Here is a 22046-nt window from a genome sequence, read left to right as displayed (position 1 = left end):
GCAAGCATCCGACTACTGTGACCTCACGCCTTTTTGCCCTCATTCCGTGCGCCGGCACCGGCAGCCGTTCCGGTTCGGCCATGCCGAAGCAGTACCGTACCGTGGCCGGCCGCGATCTGCTCCACTACACGCTTTCCGCGTTCGACGCCTGCAGCGAATTCGCGCAGACACTCGTTGTAATCTCGCCCGACGACGCCCATTTCGACGCGCGCCGCTTCGCCGGCCTGCGCTTCGCGGTGCAGCGCTGCGGCGGCGCTTCACGCCAGGCGTCGGTGCTCAACGGCCTCATCGCGCTCTCGGGGTTCGGTGCGCGCGACGACGACTGGGTGCTCGTGCACGATGCGGCGCGTCCGGGCATTACGCCCGCGCTGATCCGCACGCTGGTTGCCGAACTCAAGGACGACGCCGTAGGCGGCATCGTGGCGCTGCCCGTGGCCGACACGCTCAAGCGCATGGCGCCTGCGCAGCCGCCGCACGTGGCGCGCACCGAGTCGCGCGACGGCCTCTGGCAGGCGCAGACGCCGCAGATGTTCCGGCTTGGCATGCTGCGCCACGCGATCGAGCGGGCGCAACAGGAAGGCCACGACCTCACCGACGAAGCGAGCGCGATCGAATGGCTTGGTCACGCGCCGCGGCTCGTGCAGGGCAGCCTGCGCAACTTCAAGGTGACTTATCCCGAGGATTTCGATCTCGCGGAAGCGATCCTGAGCCGGCCGGCTGCTCAGTGATCTTGAAGTGAGCTTGAACTGAGCTCGAGCACCCCCGAATTTTCACTACGGACTTACGCATGGATTTCAGAATCGGACAGGGCTATGACGTACACGCACTCGTGCCGGGGCGCCCGCTCATCATCGGCGGGGTGACGGTGCCTTACGAGCGCGGGCTGCTCGGCCACTCGGATGCCGACGTGCTGCTGCACGCGATCACCGACGCGCTCTTTGGTGCGGCGGCGCTCGGCGACATCGGCCGGCACTTTCCCGACACCGACACCCGCTTTGCGGGCGCGAACAGCCGCGTGCTCCTGCGCGAGTGCGCGGCGCGCGTGAAGCAGGCGGGCTTCGCCATCGCGAACGTCGACAGCACCGTGATCGCGCAGGCGCCGAAGCTTGCGCCGCACATCGACGGCATGCGCGCCAATATCGCGGCCGACCTCGAATTGCCGCTCGACCGCGTGAACGTGAAGGCCAAGACCAACGAGAAGCTGGGGTACCTCGGGCGCGGCGAGGGCATCGAGGCGCAGGCGGCCGTGCTGCTCATGCGGGCGTGATTGACGCGTGTTGCGGCGAGAGCCGGGCAGGATTGCCGGATGGCGTGCCGCGAGCCCGCGTCCGGTAAAAAGACCGTGAAATAAAAGAACAAAAAGTCGTAAAAGCGTTGCCATGCTCTAATGGACGCTCGCGGTCGCGGCAATAACGGGCGAACCTTCGGCCCGGATTAATTTCAATATTTGTCGCCCTATACTGCGCGGGTACTGGCATGCAGGAAGGGCGATGAGCGCAGCTCGAGAACTTCGAGGCCATGTGAGGGGCCTCAATGGCATACGGGCGCTGGCGGTGACGCTCGTGTTCGTTGCTCACAAAGGCCATCTGGGCAGCATGGGCGAAGCCGTGGATGCCGGAAAACTGGGCGTCTGGCTGTTCTTTCTCATCAGTGGTTTTCTGATCATGGGGGAACTGCATCGCAATCGCCTGCGTATTGAAGAAGCGAAAGAAGCGGGCGCGCGGCGTAATGCGGCGCTGTACGTGTTTTATATGAAACGCGCGCTGCGTATTTTCCCGGTTTATTACCTTTTGCTTGCGGCACTCGCGATTGCACATCATCTGTTTTATCAGCGCGAGGTGAATCTCGGCTTGCCGTGGCATGTCCTTTATCTTTCGGATTACTGGATCGGATTCGTGCAGGACGGCTGGCCGGGCACCGTTTCGCATTTCTGGAGCCTCGCCGTCGAGCAGCAGTTCTATCTGGTGGCGCCGTTCGTGCTGCTGTTCACGCCAGCGTCACGCCACGTCGCGCTGTGCGCGGGCTTCGTTGCCGTCGCGGCCGTCGTCCATGTGGCGCTCGATGCGGGTGGGGCGAGTCCGCCGCTCGTTTATGCGTGCTCGCCGTGGAACTTCGCGTTGCTCGCGCTCGGGGGCATGGGCGGTATTGCCTGTGCGCGCCATCGGGTAGTGGCCGCCGTGGCAGGCGCCACGCTCACGTTGCTTGTATGCGCGGCAGGGCTCGTTGCGGTGCTGGTGTGGCGGGTTTCGACGCGCGGCGCCCCGGCCGATGGCGCGCTGGCGGGGGTGCTCGACGTCGGCCTGTCTTTCACGCTGCTCGGCGTGTTCCTCTGGATCGTCAACCGGCAGAACAGCATGCTCGTCTCGGTGCTCGAATGGCGTCCGCTCGACTACTTCGGCACCGTCAGCTACGGCTTCTACCTGTTCCACAACCTGATTCCATCGAAGCTCGGCGAAGCGCCGTATCTGTATGCGCGTCTTCATGTGCCTGCGTGGCTGCAGATTGGCTTGCCGGTGATGCTTCAATTTCTGCTTGCGCTGCTGCTCGCGCATCTATCGTGGCAGTTGCTTGAAAAGCGTTTGCTGGAACTCAAGAAGCCGCTCGAAGCGGCGATTCGCAGGCGCCTTGCCGGGCAGCAACCGGCAGTGGACCTCGGCGCACGCTAAGTCGCCTGCGACGGCTCGCGATCGTTCAGCGCCGTTTGCTGCCGTGCGCGACCACGCACGCGCAGCCCAACGCGTACCGCGTGCCTACGCGTTCTCCGCGGCAATCACCTGCGCGGCCGCGTTCACCACCGCGGCAATACGCCCGACGTCGCGCAATTGCGTCGACGACATGCCTTCTTCAGCGAGCGTGTCGAAGTGCGACTTCACGCAGAAGTGGCATTTGCCGACGATCGATGCGGCCAGCGCGTACAGTTCGAAGCGGCGCCTGTCGACGCCGCCGTGCGACGCATAGGCGTTCATGCGCAGACCGGCCGGTTGCGATTTGAGGTCGGCATGGCCGGCCATCTCCCCATACGGATACCAGACGTTGTTCATGCCCATCAGCGCGGCCGCGGCGAGCGCGCCGTGGGTTTCCTCGGGCGACAGCACGCCGGCGTCGCGGATGGTCTTCACGATCGTCGCGCTCTTCGCGGCAAAGGCGGCGGCGAGTGCGACGCCCACGGCGTCGTTGCCTTCGAGCGACGAACGCGCAATCGTGCCGTCGAGGTTCAGGCGGATGTCCTTCGCGTAGTCGGGAATGCGCTCCTTGATCGCGGCAAGAAACTCCATCAATACCTCCTCGTGGTCGCTTCGTGATCAGTCGGCAAGAAGCTCGCCCGCTTTGCCGGGCATGGCGAGCCGCTTTGTCGCGCTCATAGCGTGGCGCCGCCGACCGCGCGGTTGCAGGGGCATAGCTCGTCGGTCTGCAGGCCGTCCAGAATGCGCAGTACCTCGTCGGGGTTGCGGCCCACGTTCAGGTTGTTGACCGAGACATGCTGGATCGTGTTGTCCGGGTCCACGACGAACGTGGCACGCAGTGCAACGCCCGCTTCCTTGTCGCGTATGCCGAGCTGGTCGATCAGTTCGCCCTTCACGTCGCCGAACGAATAGTGGTTCAGCTTGTCGAGGTCCTTGTGCTCGCGGCGCCAGGCGAGCTTGACGAACTCGTTGTCGACGCTGCCGCCGAGGAGCACCGCGTCGCGCTCTTCGAACGCTTTTTGCAGCTTCGCGAATTCGACGATCTCTGTCGGACACACGAACGTGAAGTCCTTGGGGTAGAAGTAGATGATCTTCCACTTGCCCGGGAACGACGTTTCCGTGATTTCTTCGAACGCCGACGCGCCGTTTTCTTCATGGTTGTTGAAGCCCGGCTTCGCAGCGGTGACGGTGAAAGCTTCGAGTTTGTCGCCCACGGTTTTCATGCGCTTGCTCCTGTGCAGAGATGGATTCGATGAAAGACAGAGCGGTGACGCTCCGGTCAGCGGGAGCGCATCCGCTACACCTGCAAAGACTGGTCTATTGACTGGGTTGTTCAATAGAAATTGTCTAAACGTCGGGAGGATGCTTTTAGGCGTACGGCGTCAGCATGGGTTGTGCCCGCGCGCTGACAGCGGGACCCGTGCGGGTCATGATGCGCCGGCTGCCGGCGCGAGCGAGGGGAGGCGCTGCAGAAATGCCGGCGTGGCCCGCCGGATCAAACGCCCTTGGCGAGCGGAAATTCGATCGTGACTTCGAGGCCCGGGCCCGGTGCACGGTTACGCAGCCGCAAGGTGCCGCGGTAACGGCCCACGAGGCGTTGCACGATCGCCATGCCGAGACCCGTGCCGTTGGCCTGCGTGCGCGCCGAATTGACGCGGTAGAACGGCCGCGTGACGAGCGCAAGCTGGTCCTCGGGAATGCCGGGGCCTTCGTCCACCACGGAAAGCTCCACGCGCGAATGCGAGACACGCGTTTCCAGCATGACGTGCGGAATGCCGTCGGTCTCGCTGATGCCGTACTTGCGGGCGTTCTCGATCAGGTTGCCCACCACGCGACGCATGTCGGTTTCATCGGCTTCCACCACGGCAGCGGGCGCAAGCCGCGTGATCAGGCGCATGCCGTCTTCGGACGACATGCGCGCGGCGAGCTCGCTTGCGATCACCGAGAGGTCGACCTTCTCGGGCTGACGCTGCACGGGCCGCGCGTAGTCGAGGAAGCGGCCGATGATCATGTCCATCTGCTCGATGTCGTCGATCATCGCGTCCTTGGTCGTCTGGTCCGACGGACTCATTTCGGTTTCCAGCCGCAGGCGCGCGAGCGGCGTGCGCAGGTCGTGCGAAATGCCCGCCAGCATCAGGGCGCGGTCGGCTTCCAGCTGCTCGAGGTCGCGCACCATCTGGTTGAAGCTGCGGTTCGTTTCGGCGGCCACGCCCATGCCGCGTTCGGGCAGCGGCTCGGGCGACTGCCCCGAGCCCACCTTGCGCGCGGCCATGGAGAGCCGCGAGAACGGGCGGTTCACGAGGCTCGTAATGAACGCTGCGCCGAAGAGCGAGAGCGCGAGCGCGAACACGCCCCAGCCCACCCATTGCAGGCCCGTGACGTTGTCGAGCTGATCGCGATCGAGCGCGACCCAGTAATCGTCGTCGTCGATCTTGAAGCTGATCCACACGCCGGGAATGTCGTTGACCGACTGCGCGATCACCGTGTCGTCGCCGAGGCGACTGCGGATGTCGTGCTCAATCAGCCGGTTCAGCGATTCGTCGGGCTGCAGCTTGTATTTGTCGGTGGTCTCGCGCGGATAAACGCGCACGCCCTCGTTGCTTTCCAGGTCCTGGAGAAGCGCACGGCGCAGATCCGGATCGGAGTAGAGCAGGGCGGTGCGGGTGAGCTTGACGATGGCGACGAGCTGAAGCGCCACGCGCTGCGCGCGGGGCTCGCGCTCGATCACGCGAAAGCTCTGGAACCACGCCGCGAGACTTACCGCAATGAGGAGCGCGATCAGCAGGAAGGTGCGCCAGAAAAGTCCGCCGAAGGCGTGCGTGAGGACGCGCCGGTCAATCCGCATGGACCGTCCCTGTCAGAGAAACGAACCGCAAAGCTGGGCTCGGGATCAGGCTGCGCCGTCCGGAATGAACACGTAGCCGAGTCCCCAGACAGTCTGAATGAAGCGCGGGCTGCCCGGATCGGGTTCGATCAGTTTGCGCAGGCGCGAAATCTGCACGTCGAGGCTGCGGTCGAACACTTCGTACTCGCGACCGCGGGCGAGCTCCATGAGCTTTTCGCGCGAAAGCGGCTGGCGCGGATGCCGGGCAAACACCTTGAGTACCGAGAATTCGCCGGTAGTGAGCGGAATTTCCTGGCCGGCCTTGGTGAGCGTGCGCGTGGCCAGATTGAGGGCGAACTCGCCGAACTCGAACACCTCCGTGGTTTCGGAGGGCGCGCCCGGGAGCTCGGAAGGCGACTGGCGACGCAGCACTGCATGAATGCGTGCCACCAGTTCGCGCGGATTGAACGGCTTCGGCAGATAGTCGTCGGCGCCCATTTCGAGGCCGACAATGCGGTCCACGTCTTCGCCCTTGGCCGTGAGCATGATGATGGGCGTGCGGTCGTTGCTGCCGCGCAGACGGCGGCAGATCGAGAGGCCGTCTTCGCCGGGCAGCATCAGGTCCAGCACGAGCAGGTCGAAACGCTCGCGCACCCAGAGCTTGTTCATGGCCGGTGCGTTTTCAGCGACGTAGACGTTGAATCCCTGTTCGCCGAGATAGCGCCGCAGCAGGTCGCGCAGGCGCGGATCGTCGTCGACGACAAGGATTTTTGAAGGGTTCTTGGTTTCCATGGACGGCATCTTAGCGCGATTAGAAAGGGGTGCGAGTTTTGGCGAATTGCCGAGTTACAGTCAGTTACAAAATTTACCCGCCCCGTGGCACGACGTAAAGCGGCCACGCGTACACTCCTTTACTGACTGCGGCTGTTCGGTGGATACTTCATTAGACTATAACGCTCGCGCCCGCCTTCTTTGGGTCTTGCACATGCACACATGTATTTGAGGTAAGCCGTTTGCCGCGCCACGAAGGGAACAAGATGAAGGGAGGGGTCAGGCCAAGGGTGCGCCTCATCGTGACAGGGCTCGCCGTGGCCGGTGCTCTTGCGAGCCTGCTCGAACCCACTTCCGTTCTCGCTCAGCCGGCTGCCGACCGGCTTCCCCATTCCCGTCTGTCCCCACGCACGCCCAACGGCACGAAGCCGTATCGCCGCCCGGTGATTGTGCCCCCGCAGCCCGCCTCGGACCTTGCGATGCGCACCGCCGTCCCCCCCGACCTCGACCAGCGCCGCCGCGACGGCCACATGACGCCCGAAGAGCGCCGCCTGCTACGCCAGCATATCGAGGACGCCGTGCGCGAACTCTACAAGCGCTGACGACGGAAAAGGCCGGCCCGCGCCGTGTAAGAGCTGACCTCGCTACCGCAGCCCAGTCCCGAACCGGTCGACCATGAATACGCTTATGACAATGCGCCCGAGCCTTGCGCGGGTGGCGCGGCAGGCCGTGCTGGCGGTAGCAGCGTCGTGCGCCACTGCAGGGGCGCTGATTCCGCCCGCGCATGCCACGGCGATTAGCGGCGGCTTTGGTACCGGCCACCCTGTCGCCACAACGCGTATCACGGCGGCACGCACCGCTCGTCGCGTCACCGCCAGGCCACCCGCGGTGCCTTCGCACCCCACGCACGAGGCCGTACTCGACGCCGACGACGCCCGCTACTTCCTCACCCGCACCGGCTTCGCTCCCGACCACGCTGAAGTCGCGCAGTACGTCGGTCTCACGCGCGAAGAGGCCGTGGCCCGTGTGCTCTCCGCTACGCGCATCGTCGCGGTGAACCCGATGCCGTTGTGGACAGCCGAGCCCGTCCCCACGCGCGCCGAACGCAACGCATGGACACCCGACGAGCGCCGCGGCGAGCAGCAGACGCGCGGCCAGCGCTATGACGAACTGCGCGCGTGGTGGGTGCGCGAAATGGCCACCACGCCGTCGCCGCTCACGGAACGCATGACGCTCTTCTGGCACAACCATTTCACGTCGGCGCAAGACAAGGTGAGCTGGCCGCAGTCGATGGCACAGCAAAACGTGCTGTTGCGCTGCGACGCGCTGGGCAGCTTCGCGACGATGCTGCACGACGTGGCAAAAGATCCCGCGATGCTGCAATACCTCGATGGTGCGAGCAATCGCAAAGGCAAGCCGAACGAGAATTTCGCGCGCGAAGTGATGGAGCTCTTCACGCTGGGCGAGGGCCGCTATACGCAGCGTGACGTGGCCGAGGCGGCTCGCGCGTACACCGGCTGGAGTGTCGACCCCGACACAGCGGCCTACGTCTGGCAGGCGGATCGCCACGACAACGGCATGAAGACGGTACTCGGCGAAACAGGACCGTTCGACGGCGACGCAGTGCTCGACATTCTGCTCGCGCGCCCTGAGACAGCCGACTTTGTCGTACGCAAGCTGTGGCGCGAGTTCGTTTCGGACAGCCCGGACCCGGCGCAGATCGAACCCATTGCCGCTCGTTTTCGCGCGAGTCGCTACGACATCAAGGTCGCGCTGCGTGGGTTGTTTCTCACGGACGCGTTCTGGGACGAGCGCAATCGCGGCGTGCTCGTGAAGTCCCCGGCCGAATTCGTGGTCGGCGCGGTGCGCGCCTTCGACATCGGTTACGAAAGCACGGCGCCGTTCGCGGGCGCCATGCGCAACTTCGGCGAGAACCTGTTCTATCCGCCGAACGTGAAGGGATGGCCGGGCGGCGAAACGTGGATCAATAGCTCGACGCTGCTCGCGCGCAAGCAATTCGTCGAGCAACTGCTGCGCTCCACGGCTGCGGTGCCGGCCGGGCGTATGGTGAAGGGCAGCATGCATTTCGACATTGCGCGGTGGCTGACGGACTTCCGCACGTCGCCGACAGCGCGGCCAGGGCTTACCGCCGAACTGCAGTTGCAGCATGCGGTGTTGCCGTTCGCGCCGGTGGACCCGATCGCAACCGACTCCACCGCGAGCGCCTATCTGCAAGCGCTGCTGATGGATCCGGCTTACCAGCTCAAATGACGATGAACCGCGCTTGCCGAAGCGATGGCGCTCGCGGCACAGCCCGCGTTGCCGCGACGGCGGCACAGGCGAGACCGCCCGAACGAGGTACAGCATGAAACGACGCGATTTCCTGACGATGGCGAGCGCCGCCGGCATGTCGCTGTGGCTGGCGCGCGGCGCGCCTCGCGCGTACGCCGGCGAGGGTGCCTCACGCTCGGGTTCTTCAATCGCACACGGCTACGACAACCTGCTGATTCTCGTGGAGCTCAAAGGCGGCAACGACGGTTTGAACACCGTCATCCCCTACGCCGATCCGCTTTACCTGAAGCTGCGCAAGAACATCGGCATCAAGCGCGAGCAGGTCATTCAGCTCGACGAACGCACGGCGCTGCATCCCGCGCTCGAACCGCTGATGCCGCTCTGGCAGACGAAGCAGCTCGCCATCGTGCAGGGCGTGAGCTATGCGCAGCCCAACCTGTCGCACTTTCGCTCCATCGAGATCTGGGATACGGCGTCGGATGCCGGCGAATACCTGCGCGAGGGATGGCTCACGCGAGCGTTCGGGCAGCGCGCGGTGCCGCACGGGTTTGCCGCTGACGGGGTGGTGATCGGCAGCGCGGAGATGGGGCCGCTTGCCAATGGCGCGCGTGCCATTGCACTCGTCAATCCCGCGCAGTTCGTGCAGGCGTCGAAGCTCGTCACGCCTGTCTCGCTGCAAGAGCGCAATCCCGAGCTTGCGCACATTCTGGACGTCGAGAACGACATCCTGCAGGCCGCCGATCGCCTGCGCCCACGCCCGGGGCAATACACGCTGAAGACGGCGTTTCCGGGCGGGGCGTTCGGTGCGTCGGTGAAGACGGCAATGCAGGTGCTCGCGGCTTCGTCCACGCCGCAAGGCAAGGCGATGCCGGGGCAGGGCGTCGCGGTGATCCGGCTTACGCTGAACGGTTTCGACACGCATCAGAACCAGCCCGGTCAGCAGGCTGCGCTGCTGCGCCAGTTCGCCGACGGTATGGCCGCGATGCGCGCTGCGCTCGTCGAGCTGGGCCGGTGGGACAGCACGCTCGTCATGACCTACGCCGAATTCGGCAGGCGCGTGCAGGAGAACCAGAGCAACGGCACGGATCACGGCACGGTGGCGCCGCATTTCGTCGCAGGCGGACGCGTGCGCGGCGGCTTCTATGGCGTGCCGCCCGTGCTTGCGAGACTCGACGGCAACGGCAATCTGCCCGTGGGCGTGGACTTTCGCGAGCTTTACGCGACGGTGCTCGATACGTGGTGGGGCATGGATGCGCAGGCCGTGCTCAAGCAGCGGTTCGACCCACTGCCGCTGCTGCGCGCGTGAGAGATGGGTGTCGGGCGTCGCGCGTCGGGCGTCGCGAAAGGCGGGCGAGAGGTCAGCCGCCAGCGGGCTCAGCCGCGCCGCGCCGCGCGCCAGGCAATCCACAGCTTGCGGATGGGCGTGAGCACGATCTGCTGGTGCAAGACCTGATAACCCTCTCGCTCGACCTCGTCGAGCAGCGCGAGCGAGAGCGCAGCGAGCGAACGCAGCGGGCGCTGCGCACGGCGCTCGGCCGCGGGAATGGCGGCAAGCGCGCTATGCAGCGCGTCGCGCGCGCGCGTGGTCTGGAACTGCATCAGTTGCGTGAACGCGTCGCTGTAGCGGCGGTTGATGAGATCCGCGGCGGTCACGTTGTAGCGCTGCAGTTCGTCGATGGGCACATAGATTCGGCCGTGGCGCGCGTCGTTGCCGATTTCGTGGACGAACTGCGCAAGCATGAGTGCGCGACCGAGCGATGCGGCCCAGTCCTGTGCCTGGGCAGCGTCGTGTGCCGATCCTTGGGCCGATCCTTTGGCCGAGACGCGTGCGAGAAGCGCGGCAAACGTGCCGCCGACACCGTCCATGTAACGCCGCAGATTCGGGAAGTCGAGGTAGCGCGCCTGCTCGAGGTCCATCTCGAAGCCCGCCAGCAGCGCCTGCAGCGCGGGGTATTCGGCCGCGACGTCACCCAGGTGCGCGGCGAGCGCCATGGACACCGGGTGCGAGGGCGAGCCTGCCGCCAGTGCAGCCGTTTCCTTCTGCCACCACGCGAGTTTGGTGCGGCCCACGGTGGGGTCGCTCGTTTCCTTGACCGTCTCCTCGAACTCGCGCCGTAAAGCGAACAGCGCCGCGAGCAGCGGCTGCTGTGCGAGTGGCGCCTGGCGCAGTGCGTAGTAGGTGCTCGATCCAGGCGGGGCCGCCTTTTGCAGGCAGTATTCGTCGAAATTCACAGTGCGGGCGGTAGGGGCAGGGGACGGATCTCTCGCCGACGTGCACGCCGGCCATCGCGCAGCGGCGCGTCTGCCGCGATCATGCGCGGTGGTATGCGATGGGGTGCGTCACGCGAAACAGCAAATTCTAGCACTGCAGCGGGTTGCAGATTCAGTGCGCATGCAGACAAGCGTGAGGCAATCGGTTAGAATCTCGCCCTCACGCGATTCCGGCGTGCGGCGCCCGCCGCACCAATGCCGGCAGCGGTGCCGGATATCGGGCCGGCGGCAGCGCCAGGAGCGTTGCCGCGTGCCCGGCGGCGAGGATGGCGAAATTGGTAGACGCACCAGGTTTAGGTCCTGACGCCAGCAATGGTGTGCGGGTTCGAGTCCCGCTCCTCGCACCATCATCTATTTGACTCAGTAGCATCGAACGTCTGTGCGGCCGGCTTTGTCCGGCCGTTTTTTCGTGCCGTTTTTTCGTGCTGGGTTTTCGTGCGGAGCGCGGCATGTACGCCGCACGACCGCGCATGGTTGCCCCCGCAACCGTCCTCTCCTATCCTGCATGGGCTTGCTTCATCCGCCTTTATCCAACACTCGGCCGCGCCGGGAAAGGAGACCGCCATGCAGACCGTCGACGCCACGCATCCGGTTTCGGCTGCAAGCGCGACCGACGAGCGCTCGCTTCGTGTTTTGCTCGCCGGCACCTACCGGATCTTCGCCATGCTCGGCTGGACCGAACTGATCTACAACCACATCACCGTGCGCGTGCCTGGCCCCGAGCGGCACTTTCTGATCAATCCGTTCGGGCTGCATTACTCCGAGGTCACGGCGTCGAATCTCGTCAAGATCGATCTCGACGGGCAGGTCGTGGACGGGACCGCGGCGCGGGTGAATCCCGCGGGCTTCGTCGTGCATGCGGCGATTCATCGCGCGGTGCCTGACGCGCACTGCGTGATGCACACGCATACCACGGCCGGCCTTGCCGTTGCCTGTTCTGAGCGAGGGCTCGAGAACTCGAATTTCTATTCCGCGCAACTGCACGACGCCGTGGCGTACCACGATTTCGAAGGCGTCACGATTCACTCCGACGAAGGGCCGCGGCTCGTTGCGAATCTTGGTGCGAAGCGCCTGATGATCTTGCGCAATCATGGGCTGCTCGCCATCGGCGAGACCGTTGCGCAGGCGTTTGCGCGGCTCTGGACCCTCAACCGCGCATGCGAGGTTCAACTCGCGACAGCGTCGCTCGGTGCGGCGCGGCTCATTCCCGACGAGGTATCGATGCGCTGCACGCGCGACGCACTGCAGTTCGATCCGCGTCACGGCGCGGGGCAGGATGTGCTCGATGCCATGCTGCGGCAGGTGGATCGGATCGATCCTTCGTACAAGGCGTAGCGTGTCGCTGCGCGTCTCGGTTCAAGGCAGACATGAAAACAGGACAGATCAGAACGACAGTAGTGGGCGCGGGCGCGATCGGCGGATTGATCGCGGCGGCAGCGGCCCGCGCAGGGCACGCGGTGAGCGTGGTTGCACGAGGCAAGACGCTCGACGCCATTCGTGGCGACGGCATTCGCATCATCGACGAGGAGGGCGAAACGGTGACGCGCGTGATCGCTACCGACACGCCCGCCGAACTGGGCGTACAGGACTTCGTCGTTGTCGCGCTGAAGGCGCAGGCGCTGCCGGGTGTGGCTGCGAGTCTTGCACCGCTCGTGGGTCCGGATACGGTGATCGTCGCCGCCATGAACGGTTTGCCGTGGTGGTTCCTCGCGGGCACGGACGGGCCGCTCGCGACCACACCGATCGAGGCCGTGGACCCTAACGGCGCGGTGTCGGCCGCGTTGCCACCGCGCCGATCGATTGGCTGCGTGGTGCATCTTTCGTCGTCCACGGATGCGCCGGGCGTGGTGCGGCGCGGGCGCGGCAATCATCTGATCGTAGGCGCCCCGCGCGTGGCGAACGGCGGCCCGGGCGCGCCTGACGCGCTAGACGCCCACGCAGCGGCATTCGCCGGTGCGATGCGCGAAGGTGGCTTCGACGTGGCCCTCGCGGACGACATCCGTACCGAGATCTGGGCCAAGCTCTGGGGCAACATGAATATGAATCCGTTGAGCGCGCTGACGGGTTCTACCTCGACGCAACTGCTCGACGATCCGTTCACGCATGCGCTCGTGCTGCGCATGATGGAGGAAGCCGAAGCGATCGGCGCGCGCCTTGGCCTCTCCACGGGCATGAGTCCGGCCGAGCGCATTGCCGTGACACGGCGGCTCGGATCGTTCAGGACGTCGATGCTGCAGGACTTCGAGGCGGGACGCCCGCTCGAGGTAGGGCCGATCCTCGGCGTGTTTCCTGAGTTGGGTAGAAAACTCGGTGTGCCTACGCCGTTTTGCGACGCGGTGCTTGGCTTGCTGAGACAGCGTGCGGCGAACAGCGGACTGTGATTCTGGCTGTGAAGAGAACGACGAAGCGGGGCGATGAGCCGCGACGACAAAGCGGCCAGTAACGTAGGCCGTAAAGCGGCCGCTGACACCGGCCGGATGCCCCGGATGCCCAGGATGCTGCGGACGCGGCTTCAGCCGGCCGCTCGCGTCAGCGCGTTCGCAATCACCTTGTCGAGCATGTTGCCGAGCGCGACGCGCTCGGCGTTGTCGAGGCAATCGAACAGGTCCGCGTTCCATTTGCGGGCAATGGGCATCACGCGGCGATAGAGCGCGCGGCCTTCCGGCGTGAGCGAAACGAGCACGACGCGTCCGTCCGCGGGATCGCTGTCGCGGGCCACCAGCCCCCGGCGGATCAGCGCTTCCGCGGCGCGGCTCGCCTGGCTCTTGTCGAGATTCGCGTGGCGCGCGAGGTCCATCACCGAGAACGGCCCGAACGATCCCACCGCGGCAATGATCCGGGCCTCGGGCAGCGTGACGTCGAGCTTCGACTGGTAGCGTTCGCTGATACCGCGTTCGGACAGCTTGTTCAGGACGTGCAGGCGATAGGTCAGAAACTGGTCGAGTCCGGCTTTGTCGTCGGCCTTCATGGGGGTCCTGGTCGTAGTGGGGAGGGCGGCGTAGTGACGCGGGCAACATGACGCCGTCATGACGCTGTGATTGTTGCTGCAACTGTGCAGCCGGTCAACGCGCGGCGTGATGCCGACGCGTCGCTGCACGTCGATACTGGAGATGACGCGCGTGGCACGACTCGCGCGGCATGCGGCATGAATCACGGTGTCGTTGCGCGAGATGTGTGGTCGACGCGCCTCGCGTTGTGCCTGTGTTTTTTCTTGCTCGCAGCGTCGATCGTCGATCAGCGCACGCCGTATTTCAGGCGGGTCAGTTGTTCCGCCTCGTTGGCGAGCAGTTGCGCCGCGTCGCGAATGGCCGTGTCCAGCGTGATAGGACCCGGCGCCGGCGAGAAGCAGCCGCTGAAGTGCTCCGCCAGTCTGGGCAATGCGGCGGGATCCACTGCGCCGGAGAGCAGCGACGCCGGCACGCCGGCAGCGCGCGCGTGGCGACAGGCGACAAAAGGCGCCTTGCCGTGGAGCGTTTGCACGTCCGAGCGCCCTTCGCCGGTGATCAGCCAGTTCGCGCCGGCGAGTGAGGCGTCGAGGCCGGCCTCGCGGGCCACCACTTCGGCACCGGGCTCGAAATGCGCGCCAAGCATGCGAAGCGCGAAGCCAAGCCCGCCCGCGGCGCCCGCGCCCGGCTCATGACGCGCCGTGCGCTGCAGCGCGGCTTCGAGCAGATCGGCAAAACGCGCAAGCAAGCGGTCGATGGCCTCGACCTGTTCGGGCCGGACACCCTTCTGCGGGCCGAATACGGCGGTCGCGCCATGCTCGCCATTGAGCGGATTATCGACATCGGACATGCCGACGAACGTGGCTTCGGCCACGCGCGCGTCCAGTCGCGAGACATCGACGCGCGCGAGGCGCGCGAGCGAGGCCGGCGTGGGTTCGAGGGCTTCGCCGGCGGCATCGAAGAGCTTCAGGCCGAGGCCAGCGAGCAGGCCGGCGCCACCGTCGTTGGTGCTGCTGCCGCCCAGCGCCACATAGAAGCGCCGCACGCCCGCGTCGAGCAGAGAGCGGATCGCTTCGCCCATGCCGCGCGTGCTGCGCGCCTCGACGGGCACGCTCATGCCGTCCGCGTCCGTGATGCCGACGATTTCGGCGGTCTCCACGATGGCGCTGCCGTCTTCGAGCAAGCCCACCGCCGCCTCGCGCGCCGTACCGGCTGCGCCGTGCACGCTGAGGATGCGCCGCACGCCGCCGTGCGAGAGCAGCGCATCGAGCGTTCCTTCGCCGCCGTCGGCCATGGGACACAGACGCACGGTCGCATCCGGGCGCGCGCGACGCACGCCTTCGGCGATGGCGGCGGCCACCTCGGCGGCGCTGAGCGAACCCTTGAAGGAGTCGGGAGCGATGACGACGACAGGCGCGACGGACGTGTCTGACATAGTGTTCCTGGGTGTCTCGTGAAAGTTGGAATAATCGGCAAAGGCGTGGCGTGGGGCCACCATCGGGCCGCCACAGTGCCCTACGCGCGATGCGCGCCCGTTAGCTTATCAGCCTCGCTCGCGCCCGCGATACGGGCGCTCGCATGACGGACATCGGACGCTTGCGCCCGAATGTTTGCGCAAGGCGACCCACGCCGAATACGGCAGGTACGCCGATTCCGCTTGAGCGCGTCAATAGTTTGCTAAACTACTGGGCTCTTTTGACCAAACCGTGCTGGAAGTGGCCTCAAAGTGGGTGCCCGGAAGGCGGTTCCTGGACTGTGGCAGGTACGTGCAGCAAGTGCGTGCAACAAGTGCGTGCAACAAGTGCGTGCGGCAGGCGCGCCGCAGATGGGCCGGGGCCAAAGAGACTCGAGGCCGGTGCCGGCCGCGGCGAAGCGGCTCTCAGGGCTCGGTTCGCAGAACCGGGGCTGCAGCGCAAAGCAGCCTACGCGGTGGCACCGCGCGGTACGGCAAAGACTGACAGATTCGCTCGAATAATTTTAGGACGATTGAAGCCATGGCTAACGTTGTTGAAAACCTCGGCAAGCTCGAACGCCGCGTGACGATTTCCCTGCCGAAGGAGGCCGTGCAGAAGGAGATCGAGTCCCGTATTCGCCAGATCGCGAAGAATGTGCGCATGCCGGGCTTCCGCCCGGGCAAGGTGCCGCTCAAGATGGTCACGCAACAGTATTCGGGCCAGGTCGAAGCGGAAGTGCTGAGCGACAAGGTCGGCAAGGAGTTTTTCGACATCAGCCGCGCCGAGAATCTGCGCGTGGCCGGTCAGCCGAGCTTCAGCCCGAAAACGGACGCCTCCGAAGGCGCCTACGCCTTTGACGCGACGTTCGAGGTGTATCCGGAAGTGACGCTCGGTGATATCTCCACGGCCGAGATCGAGCGCACGACCACCACGATCAGCGAAGCCGAAATCGATCGCACGCTCGACATCCTGCGCAAGCAGCGCGTGCACTTCCACGCCCGCGGCGAAGCCGGCGAGCACGGCGATGGCGGCGCGGACGCGGCGGCCAAGGACGGCGACCGCGTGACCGTGGACTTCGTCGGCAAGATCGACGGCGTCGCGTTCCAGGGCGGCAGTGCCGAAGACTTCGCGTTCGTGCTCGGCGAAGGCCGCATGCTGCCGGAGTTCGAGAAGGCGGCGCAGGGCCTGAAGGTGGGCGAAGCGCGCGAATTCGACCTGAAGTTCCCGGACGACTATCACGGCAAGGAAGTGGCCGGCAAGACCGCGCAGTTCACGATCACGATGAAGAAGGTCGAATGGCCGCATCTGCCTGAGATCGATGGCGAATTCGCGAAGTCGCTCGGCATCGCCGACGGCGATCTCGTCAAGATGCGCGCCGAGATCAAGGAAAACCTCGAGCGTGAAGCGAAGCGTCGCACCCAGGCTATCGTCAAGAACCAGGTCATGGACGCACTCCTGAAGATCGCCGAGCTGGACGTGCCCAAGGCGCTCATCGAGCAGGACCAGGAGCGTCTCGTCGAGATGGCGCGTCAGGACCTGATGCAGCGCGGCGTGCCCAACGCGAAGGACGCGCCGATCCCGGCCGAAATGTTCAAGGATCAGGCCGAGCGCCGCGTCAAGCTGGGCCTTGTGCTGGCTGAACTCGTGAAGCAGAACGGCCTCGAGGCAAAGCCCGAGCAGATTCGCGCCGAAGTGGACGAATTCGCCAAGAGCTACGAAGACCCGAAGGAAGTCGTCCGCTGGTATTATTCGAACAAGCAGCGCCTTGGTGAAATGGAAGCGTTCGTCGTCGAAAGCAACGTCGTCGAGTTCGTGCTCAGCAAGGCGAAGGTGACGGACAAGGAAGTCAGCTTCGAAGAACTGGCAAGCGCGACGGCGCAGGCGTAAGGCGTCGCTGCAACGGCGTGCCGGCTGTCGGAGCGACGGCCCGCACGCCGTTTTTTCGTCCGCGTTTTTTGGCCCTTCCCACGGTATGGTTGAATAGCGCGGCGTTCGTCGCCACGTGGCGAATCAGACGATATTTTCCGGACAAGGACTCATTGCATGACGACTCGCGCTCAATTGCTGGACACGCTGGCTTCCCACGCGCCGCGGGACTTCGAGACTCAGGCGCTTGGCCTCGTGCCGATCGTCGTGGAAACGAGCGGCCGTGGCGAGCGCTCGTATGACATTTACTCGCGTCTGCTCAAGGAACGCGTCGTGTTCATGGTCGGCGAAGTGAACGACCAGACGGCCAACCTGGTGGTGGCCCAGATGCTGTTTCTGGAAAGCGAGAATCCGGACAAGGACATCAGCCTCTACATCAACAGCCCGGGCGGCTCGGTTTCGGCTGGCATGGCGATCTACGACACCATGCAGTTCATCAAGCCAGATGTATCGACGCTGTGCATGGGACTGGCCGCCAGCATGGGCGCGTTCCTTCTGGCGTCGGGGGCGAAGGGCAAGCGTTTTGCGCTGCCGAACTCGCGCGTGATGATTCACCAGCCGCTTGGCGGCGCGCGCGGCCAGGCATCGGACATCGAGATCCAGGCGCGCGAAATCCTCTACCTGAAGGACCGGCTCAACCATCTGTTGGCCCATCACACCGGTCAGCCGGTCGAACGCATCTCGCGCGACACCGACCGCGACAACTTCATGTCCGGCGAAGATGCGCAAGCGTATGGCCTCGTGGACCAGGTCTTGCATAAGCGCCCCTGACGCGGCGCGCTTTCCGCCCAAATTGGGGTGGGAGCGCCCGGCGCAGCGCTTGTGAAATAATCGGGATCAGCGCCCCCGCGGCCTGCGGCCATCACGCCGTCATAGCAGTGCGGTTCACGCGCTCCCGCCGTTGCGGCGGGAGGAAACGGCGTATCATGTAACAGAGTGTCCGGAGGCTCATTTATCCATGGCGGACAAGAAAGGTTCTAACAGCGAGAAGCTGTTGTATTGCTCGTTCTGCGGCAAGAGCCAGCATGAAGTGAAAAAGCTGATTGCTGGTCCGTCGGTATTCATCTGCGATGAATGCATCGACCTCTGCAACGAGATCATTCGTGACGAGGCAGCCGGCGCGGGTGTCGAGGCGGGTCTGTCGAAATCCGACTTGCCGAGCCCGCAGGAAATCCGCGAGATCCTCGATCAGTACGTGATCGGCCAGGAGCGCGCGAAGAAGATTCTCGCGGTAGCGGTCTACAACCACTACAAGCGCCTCAAGCATCTCGACAAGAAGGACGATGTCGAGCTTTCCAAGAGCAACATTCTCCTGATCGGGCCCACGGGCTCCGGCAAGACGCTGCTCGCCCAGACCCTGGCGCGCCTGCTCAACGTGCCGTTCGTGATTGCGGACGCCACCACGTTGACGGAAGCCGGTTACGTCGGCGAGGACGTCGAGAACATCATCCAGAAACTGCTCCAGAACTGCAATTACGAGGTCGACAAGGCGCAGCGCGGTATCGTCTATATCGACGAAATCGACAAGATCAGCCGGAAGTCGGACAACCCGTCCATCACGCGCGATGTGTCGGGCGAGGGCGTGCAGCAGGCCCTGCTGAAGCTTATTGAGGGCACGATGGCGTCGGTGCCGCCGCAGGGTGGTCGCAAGCATCCTAACCAGGACTTCATCCAGGTTGACACCACGAACATCCTGTTCGTCTGTGGCGGTGCGTTCGACGGGCTGGAGAAGGTCATTACCGATCGCACCGAGAAAACCGGCATCGGCTTCGGCGCCAGCGTGAAGAGCAAGCAGGACCGCGACGCCGGCGAGGTGCTGCGCGAAGTGGAACCGGAAGACCTGATCAAATTCGGCTTGATCCCCGAACTGATTGGCCGTCTGCCCGTGGTCGCCACGCTCGGCAAGCTGGACGAAGCGGCACTGATGCAGATTCTGGTCGAGCCGAAGAATGCGCTCGTCAAGCAGTACCACAAGCTGTTCGCGATGGAACGTGTCGAACTGGAGATTCGCCCCGGCGCGCTGCAGGCCGTGGCGCGCAAGGCAATCCGCCGCAAGACCGGTGCGCGCGGGCTGCGCTCGATTCTGGAACAGGCGTTGCTGGACGTGATGTACGAGCTGCCCGCAATGAAAGGTGTCAGTAAGATCATCATCGATGACAACGTGATCGAGGGCGATGGCAAGCCGCTTCTGATCTACGAGGACGCACCGAAGGTTGCAGGGTCGAATTGATCGGCTAAAGAGTTGTGGAAAAAAGCCGTTCATGGGAGTGTGAACGGCTTTTTTCGTTTATCTTGTGGTCAAGGCGTACTTTTTGGTGTCACTGAACTTTTCCCACACGCTTGAGGCTTGCAATCGATTTCGCCGGCCTCACCTACCGAACAATCTGATTCCATCCATGGGGAAATGAAATGTCAGGAACCCAACTCCTCCCGCCCGAACGCACCACGCTCCCGTTGCTCCCGCTGCGCGACGTCGTCGTGTTCCCGCATATGGTGATTCCGCTCTTCGTGGGCCGTCCGAAGTCGATCAAGGCTCTCGAGGCGGCGATGGAGGGCGGCAAGCACATCATGCTCGTCGCGCAAAAGACTGCCGCCAAGGACGAGCCCACCGAAAAAGACATGTATGAAGTGGGATGTATCGCCAACATCCTGCAGATGCTCAAACTGCCCGACGGTACCGTGAAGGTACTCGTGGAGGGGTTGCAACGCGCGAAGACGCTTTCCATCGAAGAACAGGAAACGCAGTTCTCGTGCGAAGTGATGCCGCTCGAACCGGATCATGCCGACAGCGCCGAGACCGAAGCGCTGCGCCGCGCGATCGTCTCGCAGTTCGACCAGTACGTGAAGCTCAACAAGAAGATTCCGCCTGAGATTCTCACGTCGCTTTCGGGTATCGACGAGGCCGGCCGTCTCGCGGACACGATTGCCGCGCACCTGCCGCTCAAGCTCGACCAGAAGCAGCACATCCTCGAGATGTTCCCCGTCGTGGAACGCCTCGAACATCTGCTCGCGCAACTCGAAGCCGAGATCGACATCCTGCAGGTCGAAAAGCGCATCCGCGGACGCGTGAAGCGTCAGATGGAGAAGAGCCAGCGCGAGTACTACCTGAACGAACAGGTAAAGGCGATCCAGAAGGAACTGGGCGAGGGCGAAGAAGGCGCGGATCTCGAAGAGCTCGAGAAGCGCATCACCGCCGCGCGCATGCCCAAGGAAGCCCGCAAGAAGGCCGACGCCGAGTTGAAGAAGCTCAAGCTGATGTCGCCGATGTCGGCTGAGGCGACAGTCGTGCGCAACTACATCGATACCTTGATCGGCCTGCCGTGGCGCAAGAAGAGCAAGGTCAACAACGACCTCTCGAACGCCGAGCGCGTGCTCGACGAAGATCACTTCGGGCTCGAGAAGGTGAAGGAACGCATTCTCGAGTACCTCGCGGTCCAGCAGCGCGTGGACAAGGTGAAGGCACCTATTCTGTGTCTCGTCGGGCCTCCCGGCGTCGGCAAGACCTCGCTGGGGCAGTCCATTGCACGTGCGACGAACCGCAAGTTCGTGCGCATGGCGCTGGGCGGCGTGCGTGACGAGGCCGAGATTCGTGGCCACCGCCGCACGTATATCGGTTCGATGCCGGGCAAGATTTTGCAAAGCCTCACGAAGGTCGGCGTGCGCAATCCGCTCTTCCTGCTCGACGAAGTCGACAAGATGGGCATGGACTTCCGCGGCGATCCCTCGTCGGCGCTGCTCGAAGTGCTTGACCCGGAGCAGAACCACACGTTTGCAGACCACTACGTCGAAGTGGATTTCGACCTCTCGGACGTGATGTTCGTGGCGACGTCGAACTCGCTGAACATTCCGCCTCCGCTGCTCGACCGGATGGAAGTGATCCGTCTGTCGGGCTATACCGAGGACGAAAAGGTCAGCATCGCGCAGCGTTACCTGCTGCCGAAGCAGAAGAAGAACAACGGCCTGAAGGAAGGCGAGATCGAAGTCGCGGAGCAGGCTATCCGCGACATCATTCGCTACTACACGCGTGAAGCGGGCGTGCGTTCGCTCGAGCGTGAAGTGTCGAAGATCTGCCGCAAGGTCGTGAAGATGCTTCTGCTCAAGAAGGCCGAAGGTGCGGTGAAGGTGGACGGCAGTAACCTCGACACCTTCCTCGGCGTGCGCAAGTACGACTTCGGTCTCGCGGCGAAGGAAAACCAGATCGGTCAGGTGACCGGTCTCGCGTGGACGGAAGTGGGCGGCGACCTGCTGACGATCGAAGCGGCCGTCATGCCGGGCAAGGGCAACGTGATCCGTACGGGCTCGCTTGGCGACGTGATGAAGGAATCGGTCGAAGCGGCGCGGTCGGTGGTGCGTTCGCGTTCGCGGCGTCTTGGCATCAAGGACGAAGCGTTCGAGAAGCAGGACATCCACATCCACGTGCCGGAAGGGGCGACGCCGAAGGACGGTCCGTCCGCCGGTATTGCGATGACGACGGCGCTGGTGTCGGTGCTCACGGGTATTCCGGTGCGAGCCGACGTTGCGATGACGGGCGAGATCACGCTGCGCGGTGAAGTGCTGCCCATTGGTGGCTTGAAGGAAAAGCTGTTGGCAGCGCACCGTGGCGGCATCAAGCTCGTGCTGATTCCGGAAGAGAACGTGAAGGATCTCGCAGAGATTCCGGACAACGTGAAGAACGCGATCGAGATCGTGCCGGTCCGCTGGATCGACAAGGTTCTTGAGCTGGCGCTCGAACGTACGCCGGAAGCCTTGCCGGAAGAAGAGGTGAAGAGTACGCCGCCGGTTGGCGAGCCGGGCAAAGAGTCTGGTGCGACGGATGTCGTGAAGCACTAGGAACCGATAGCCGTTCTTCTTGCAGTCGTCCTGAAACCCGCGGTTTTTG

19 protein-coding genes and 1 tRNA gene are annotated in these 22046 nt (G+C 64.4%); 13 read left to right on the top strand and 7 right to left on the bottom strand.

Annotated elements, in window-relative coordinates:
• Window positions 1-17 precede the first annotated feature (17 nt).
• From ispD to P2869_RS08700, 3 genes are all read left to right on the top strand, one after another.
• Window positions 18-728: a 2-C-methyl-D-erythritol 4-phosphate cytidylyltransferase gene (ispD, locus tag P2869_RS08710; protein WP_126877332.1), complete on the top strand. Its 711-nt coding sequence runs from the start codon at window positions 18-20 to the stop codon at window positions 726-728.
• Between the two features lie 59 nt (window positions 729-787).
• Window positions 788-1267 carry a 2-C-methyl-D-erythritol 2,4-cyclodiphosphate synthase gene (ispF, locus tag P2869_RS08705; RefSeq protein ID WP_042298855.1) on the top strand — a complete coding sequence of 160 codons (480 nt, stop codon included), beginning with the start codon at window positions 788-790 and terminating at the stop codon, window positions 1265-1267.
• A 223-nt stretch (window positions 1268-1490) separates the two neighbouring features.
• The gene (locus P2869_RS08700) at window positions 1491-2666 is read left to right on the top strand and encodes an acyltransferase (RefSeq protein WP_277596226.1); all 1176 of its coding nucleotides are present in this window, start codon (window positions 1491-1493) and stop codon (window positions 2664-2666) included.
• An 84-nt stretch (window positions 2667-2750) separates the two neighbouring features.
• Here the strand turns inward: P2869_RS08700 and P2869_RS08695 are convergent, their stop codons facing one another.
• The 4 genes from P2869_RS08695 to ompR form a co-directional block, all read right to left on the bottom strand.
• The gene (locus tag P2869_RS08695; protein WP_277596225.1) at window positions 2751-3275 is read right to left on the bottom strand and encodes a carboxymuconolactone decarboxylase family protein; all 525 of its coding nucleotides are present in this window, start codon (window positions 3273-3275) and stop codon (window positions 2751-2753) included.
• Between the two features lie 83 nt (window positions 3276-3358).
• A complete protein-coding gene (locus P2869_RS08690) occupies window positions 3359-3907 on the bottom strand; it encodes a peroxiredoxin (protein ID WP_017773793.1) in 549 nt (182 codons plus the stop codon).
• 272 nt (window positions 3908-4179) lie between these two features.
• Window positions 4180-5529 (bottom strand): ATP-binding protein, encoded by a 1350-nt coding sequence (locus tag P2869_RS08685; protein WP_017773794.1) that lies wholly within the window; start codon window positions 5527-5529, stop codon window positions 4180-4182.
• A gap of 45 nt (window positions 5530-5574) precedes the next feature.
• On the bottom strand, window positions 5575-6300 hold the full coding sequence (gene ompR, locus P2869_RS08680; RefSeq protein WP_033350668.1) for a two-component system response regulator OmpR: 726 nt from the start codon (window positions 6298-6300) through the stop codon (window positions 5575-5577).
• Window positions 6301-6545: 245 nt separating this feature from the next.
• On the opposite strand from ompR, the gene P2869_RS08675 reads away from it, so the two are divergent.
• From P2869_RS08675 to P2869_RS08665, 3 genes are all read left to right on the top strand, one after another.
• A complete protein-coding gene (locus P2869_RS08675; RefSeq protein WP_277596224.1) occupies window positions 6546-6881 on the top strand; it encodes a hypothetical protein in 336 nt (111 codons plus the stop codon).
• Window positions 6882-7119: 238 nt separating this feature from the next.
• A complete protein-coding gene (locus P2869_RS08670; protein ID WP_277598083.1) occupies window positions 7120-8550 on the top strand; it encodes a DUF1800 domain-containing protein in 1431 nt (476 codons plus the stop codon).
• 94 nt (window positions 8551-8644) lie between these two features.
• Entirely contained in the window at window positions 8645-9877 is a 1233-nt protein-coding gene (locus P2869_RS08665) for a DUF1501 domain-containing protein (protein ID WP_126877328.1), read from the top strand.
• Between the two features lie 68 nt (window positions 9878-9945).
• Here the strand turns inward: P2869_RS08665 and P2869_RS08660 are convergent, their stop codons facing one another.
• On the bottom strand, window positions 9946-10803 hold the full coding sequence (locus P2869_RS08660) for a squalene/phytoene synthase family protein (RefSeq protein WP_277598030.1): 858 nt from the start codon (window positions 10801-10803) through the stop codon (window positions 9946-9948).
• 299 nt (window positions 10804-11102) lie between these two features.
• Here P2869_RS08660 and P2869_RS08655 point away from each other — a divergent pair.
• From P2869_RS08655 to P2869_RS08645, 3 genes are all read left to right on the top strand, one after another.
• Window positions 11103-11189 (top strand) — tRNA-Leu (locus P2869_RS08655).
• Between the two features lie 217 nt (window positions 11190-11406).
• Entirely contained in the window at window positions 11407-12177 is a 771-nt protein-coding gene (locus P2869_RS08650; RefSeq protein WP_277598029.1) for a class II aldolase/adducin family protein, read from the top strand.
• Window positions 12178-12209: 32 nt separating this feature from the next.
• The gene (locus P2869_RS08645; RefSeq protein WP_277598028.1) at window positions 12210-13223 is read left to right on the top strand and encodes a 2-dehydropantoate 2-reductase; all 1014 of its coding nucleotides are present in this window, start codon (window positions 12210-12212) and stop codon (window positions 13221-13223) included.
• A 131-nt stretch (window positions 13224-13354) separates the two neighbouring features.
• On the opposite strand, the gene P2869_RS08640 is transcribed toward P2869_RS08645, so the two are convergent.
• Together P2869_RS08640 and P2869_RS08635 are read right to left on the bottom strand one after the other, a co-directional pair.
• Window positions 13355-13810, bottom strand: a complete 456-nt coding sequence (locus tag P2869_RS08640) for a MarR family transcriptional regulator (protein ID WP_277598027.1) — start codon at window positions 13808-13810, stop codon at window positions 13355-13357.
• A gap of 266 nt (window positions 13811-14076) precedes the next feature.
• Window positions 14077-15222, bottom strand: a complete 1146-nt coding sequence (locus P2869_RS08635; protein WP_277598026.1) for a glycerate kinase — start codon at window positions 15220-15222, stop codon at window positions 14077-14079.
• 559 nt (window positions 15223-15781) lie between these two features.
• On the opposite strand from P2869_RS08635, the gene tig reads away from it, so the two are divergent.
• From tig to lon, 4 genes are all read left to right on the top strand, one after another.
• The gene (tig, locus tag P2869_RS08630) at window positions 15782-17128 is read left to right on the top strand and encodes a trigger factor (RefSeq protein WP_017773866.1); all 1347 of its coding nucleotides are present in this window, start codon (window positions 15782-15784) and stop codon (window positions 17126-17128) included.
• A gap of 156 nt (window positions 17129-17284) precedes the next feature.
• Window positions 17285-17938 (top strand): ATP-dependent Clp endopeptidase proteolytic subunit ClpP, encoded by a 654-nt coding sequence (gene clpP / locus P2869_RS08625; RefSeq protein WP_026121255.1) that lies wholly within the window; start codon window positions 17285-17287, stop codon window positions 17936-17938.
• A gap of 187 nt (window positions 17939-18125) precedes the next feature.
• Entirely contained in the window at window positions 18126-19397 is a 1272-nt protein-coding gene (gene clpX / locus P2869_RS08620; protein WP_017773868.1) for an ATP-dependent Clp protease ATP-binding subunit ClpX, read from the top strand.
• A gap of 179 nt (window positions 19398-19576) precedes the next feature.
• Complete coding sequence (lon, locus tag P2869_RS08615) at window positions 19577-21997, top strand: endopeptidase La (RefSeq protein WP_017773869.1); 2421 nt, start codon at window positions 19577-19579, stop codon at window positions 21995-21997.
• Window positions 21998-22046: the final 49 nt, after the last annotated feature.

The sequence above is a fragment of the Paraburkholderia sp. SUR17 genome, from assembly GCF_029536165.1.
GTDB lineage: Bacteria > Pseudomonadota > Gammaproteobacteria > Burkholderiales > Burkholderiaceae > Paraburkholderia > Paraburkholderia kururiensis.
This window is presented reverse-complemented; position numbering and strand designations above follow the sequence as displayed.

Coding starts and splice junctions, on each gene's coding strand:
- P2869_RS08650 (WP_277598029.1), top strand. CDS start 11,407: ATGCAGACCGTCGACGCCACGCATCCGGTTTCGGCTGCAAGCGCGACC.
- clpX (WP_017773868.1), top strand. CDS start 18,126: ATGGCGGACAAGAAAGGTTCTAACAGCGAGAAGCTGTTGTATTGCTCG.
- P2869_RS08690 (WP_017773793.1), bottom strand. CDS start 3,907: ATGAAAACCGTGGGCGACAAACTCGAAGCTTTCACCGTCACCGCTGCG.
- P2869_RS08640 (WP_277598027.1), bottom strand. CDS start 13,810: ATGAAGGCCGACGACAAAGCCGGACTCGACCAGTTTCTGACCTATCGC.
- ispF (WP_042298855.1), top strand. CDS start 788: ATGGATTTCAGAATCGGACAGGGCTATGACGTACACGCACTCGTGCCG.
- P2869_RS08635 (WP_277598026.1), bottom strand. CDS start 15,222: ATGTCAGACACGTCCGTCGCGCCTGTCGTCGTCATCGCTCCCGACTCC.
- ompR (WP_033350668.1), bottom strand. CDS start 6,300: ATGGAAACCAAGAACCCTTCAAAAATCCTTGTCGTCGACGACGATCCG.
- tig (WP_017773866.1), top strand. CDS start 15,782: ATGGCTAACGTTGTTGAAAACCTCGGCAAGCTCGAACGCCGCGTGACG.
- P2869_RS08685 (WP_017773794.1), bottom strand. CDS start 5,529: ATGCGGATTGACCGGCGCGTCCTCACGCACGCCTTCGGCGGACTTTTC.
- P2869_RS08665 (WP_126877328.1), top strand. CDS start 8,645: ATGAAACGACGCGATTTCCTGACGATGGCGAGCGCCGCCGGCATGTCG.
- P2869_RS08695 (WP_277596225.1), bottom strand. CDS start 3,275: ATGGAGTTTCTTGCCGCGATCAAGGAGCGCATTCCCGACTACGCGAAG.
- P2869_RS08700 (WP_277596226.1), top strand. CDS start 1,491: ATGAGCGCAGCTCGAGAACTTCGAGGCCATGTGAGGGGCCTCAATGGC.
- lon (WP_017773869.1), top strand. CDS start 19,577: ATGTCAGGAACCCAACTCCTCCCGCCCGAACGCACCACGCTCCCGTTG.
- P2869_RS08645 (WP_277598028.1), top strand. CDS start 12,210: ATGAAAACAGGACAGATCAGAACGACAGTAGTGGGCGCGGGCGCGATC.
- P2869_RS08675 (WP_277596224.1), top strand. CDS start 6,546: ATGAAGGGAGGGGTCAGGCCAAGGGTGCGCCTCATCGTGACAGGGCTC.
- clpP (WP_026121255.1), top strand. CDS start 17,285: ATGACGACTCGCGCTCAATTGCTGGACACGCTGGCTTCCCACGCGCCG.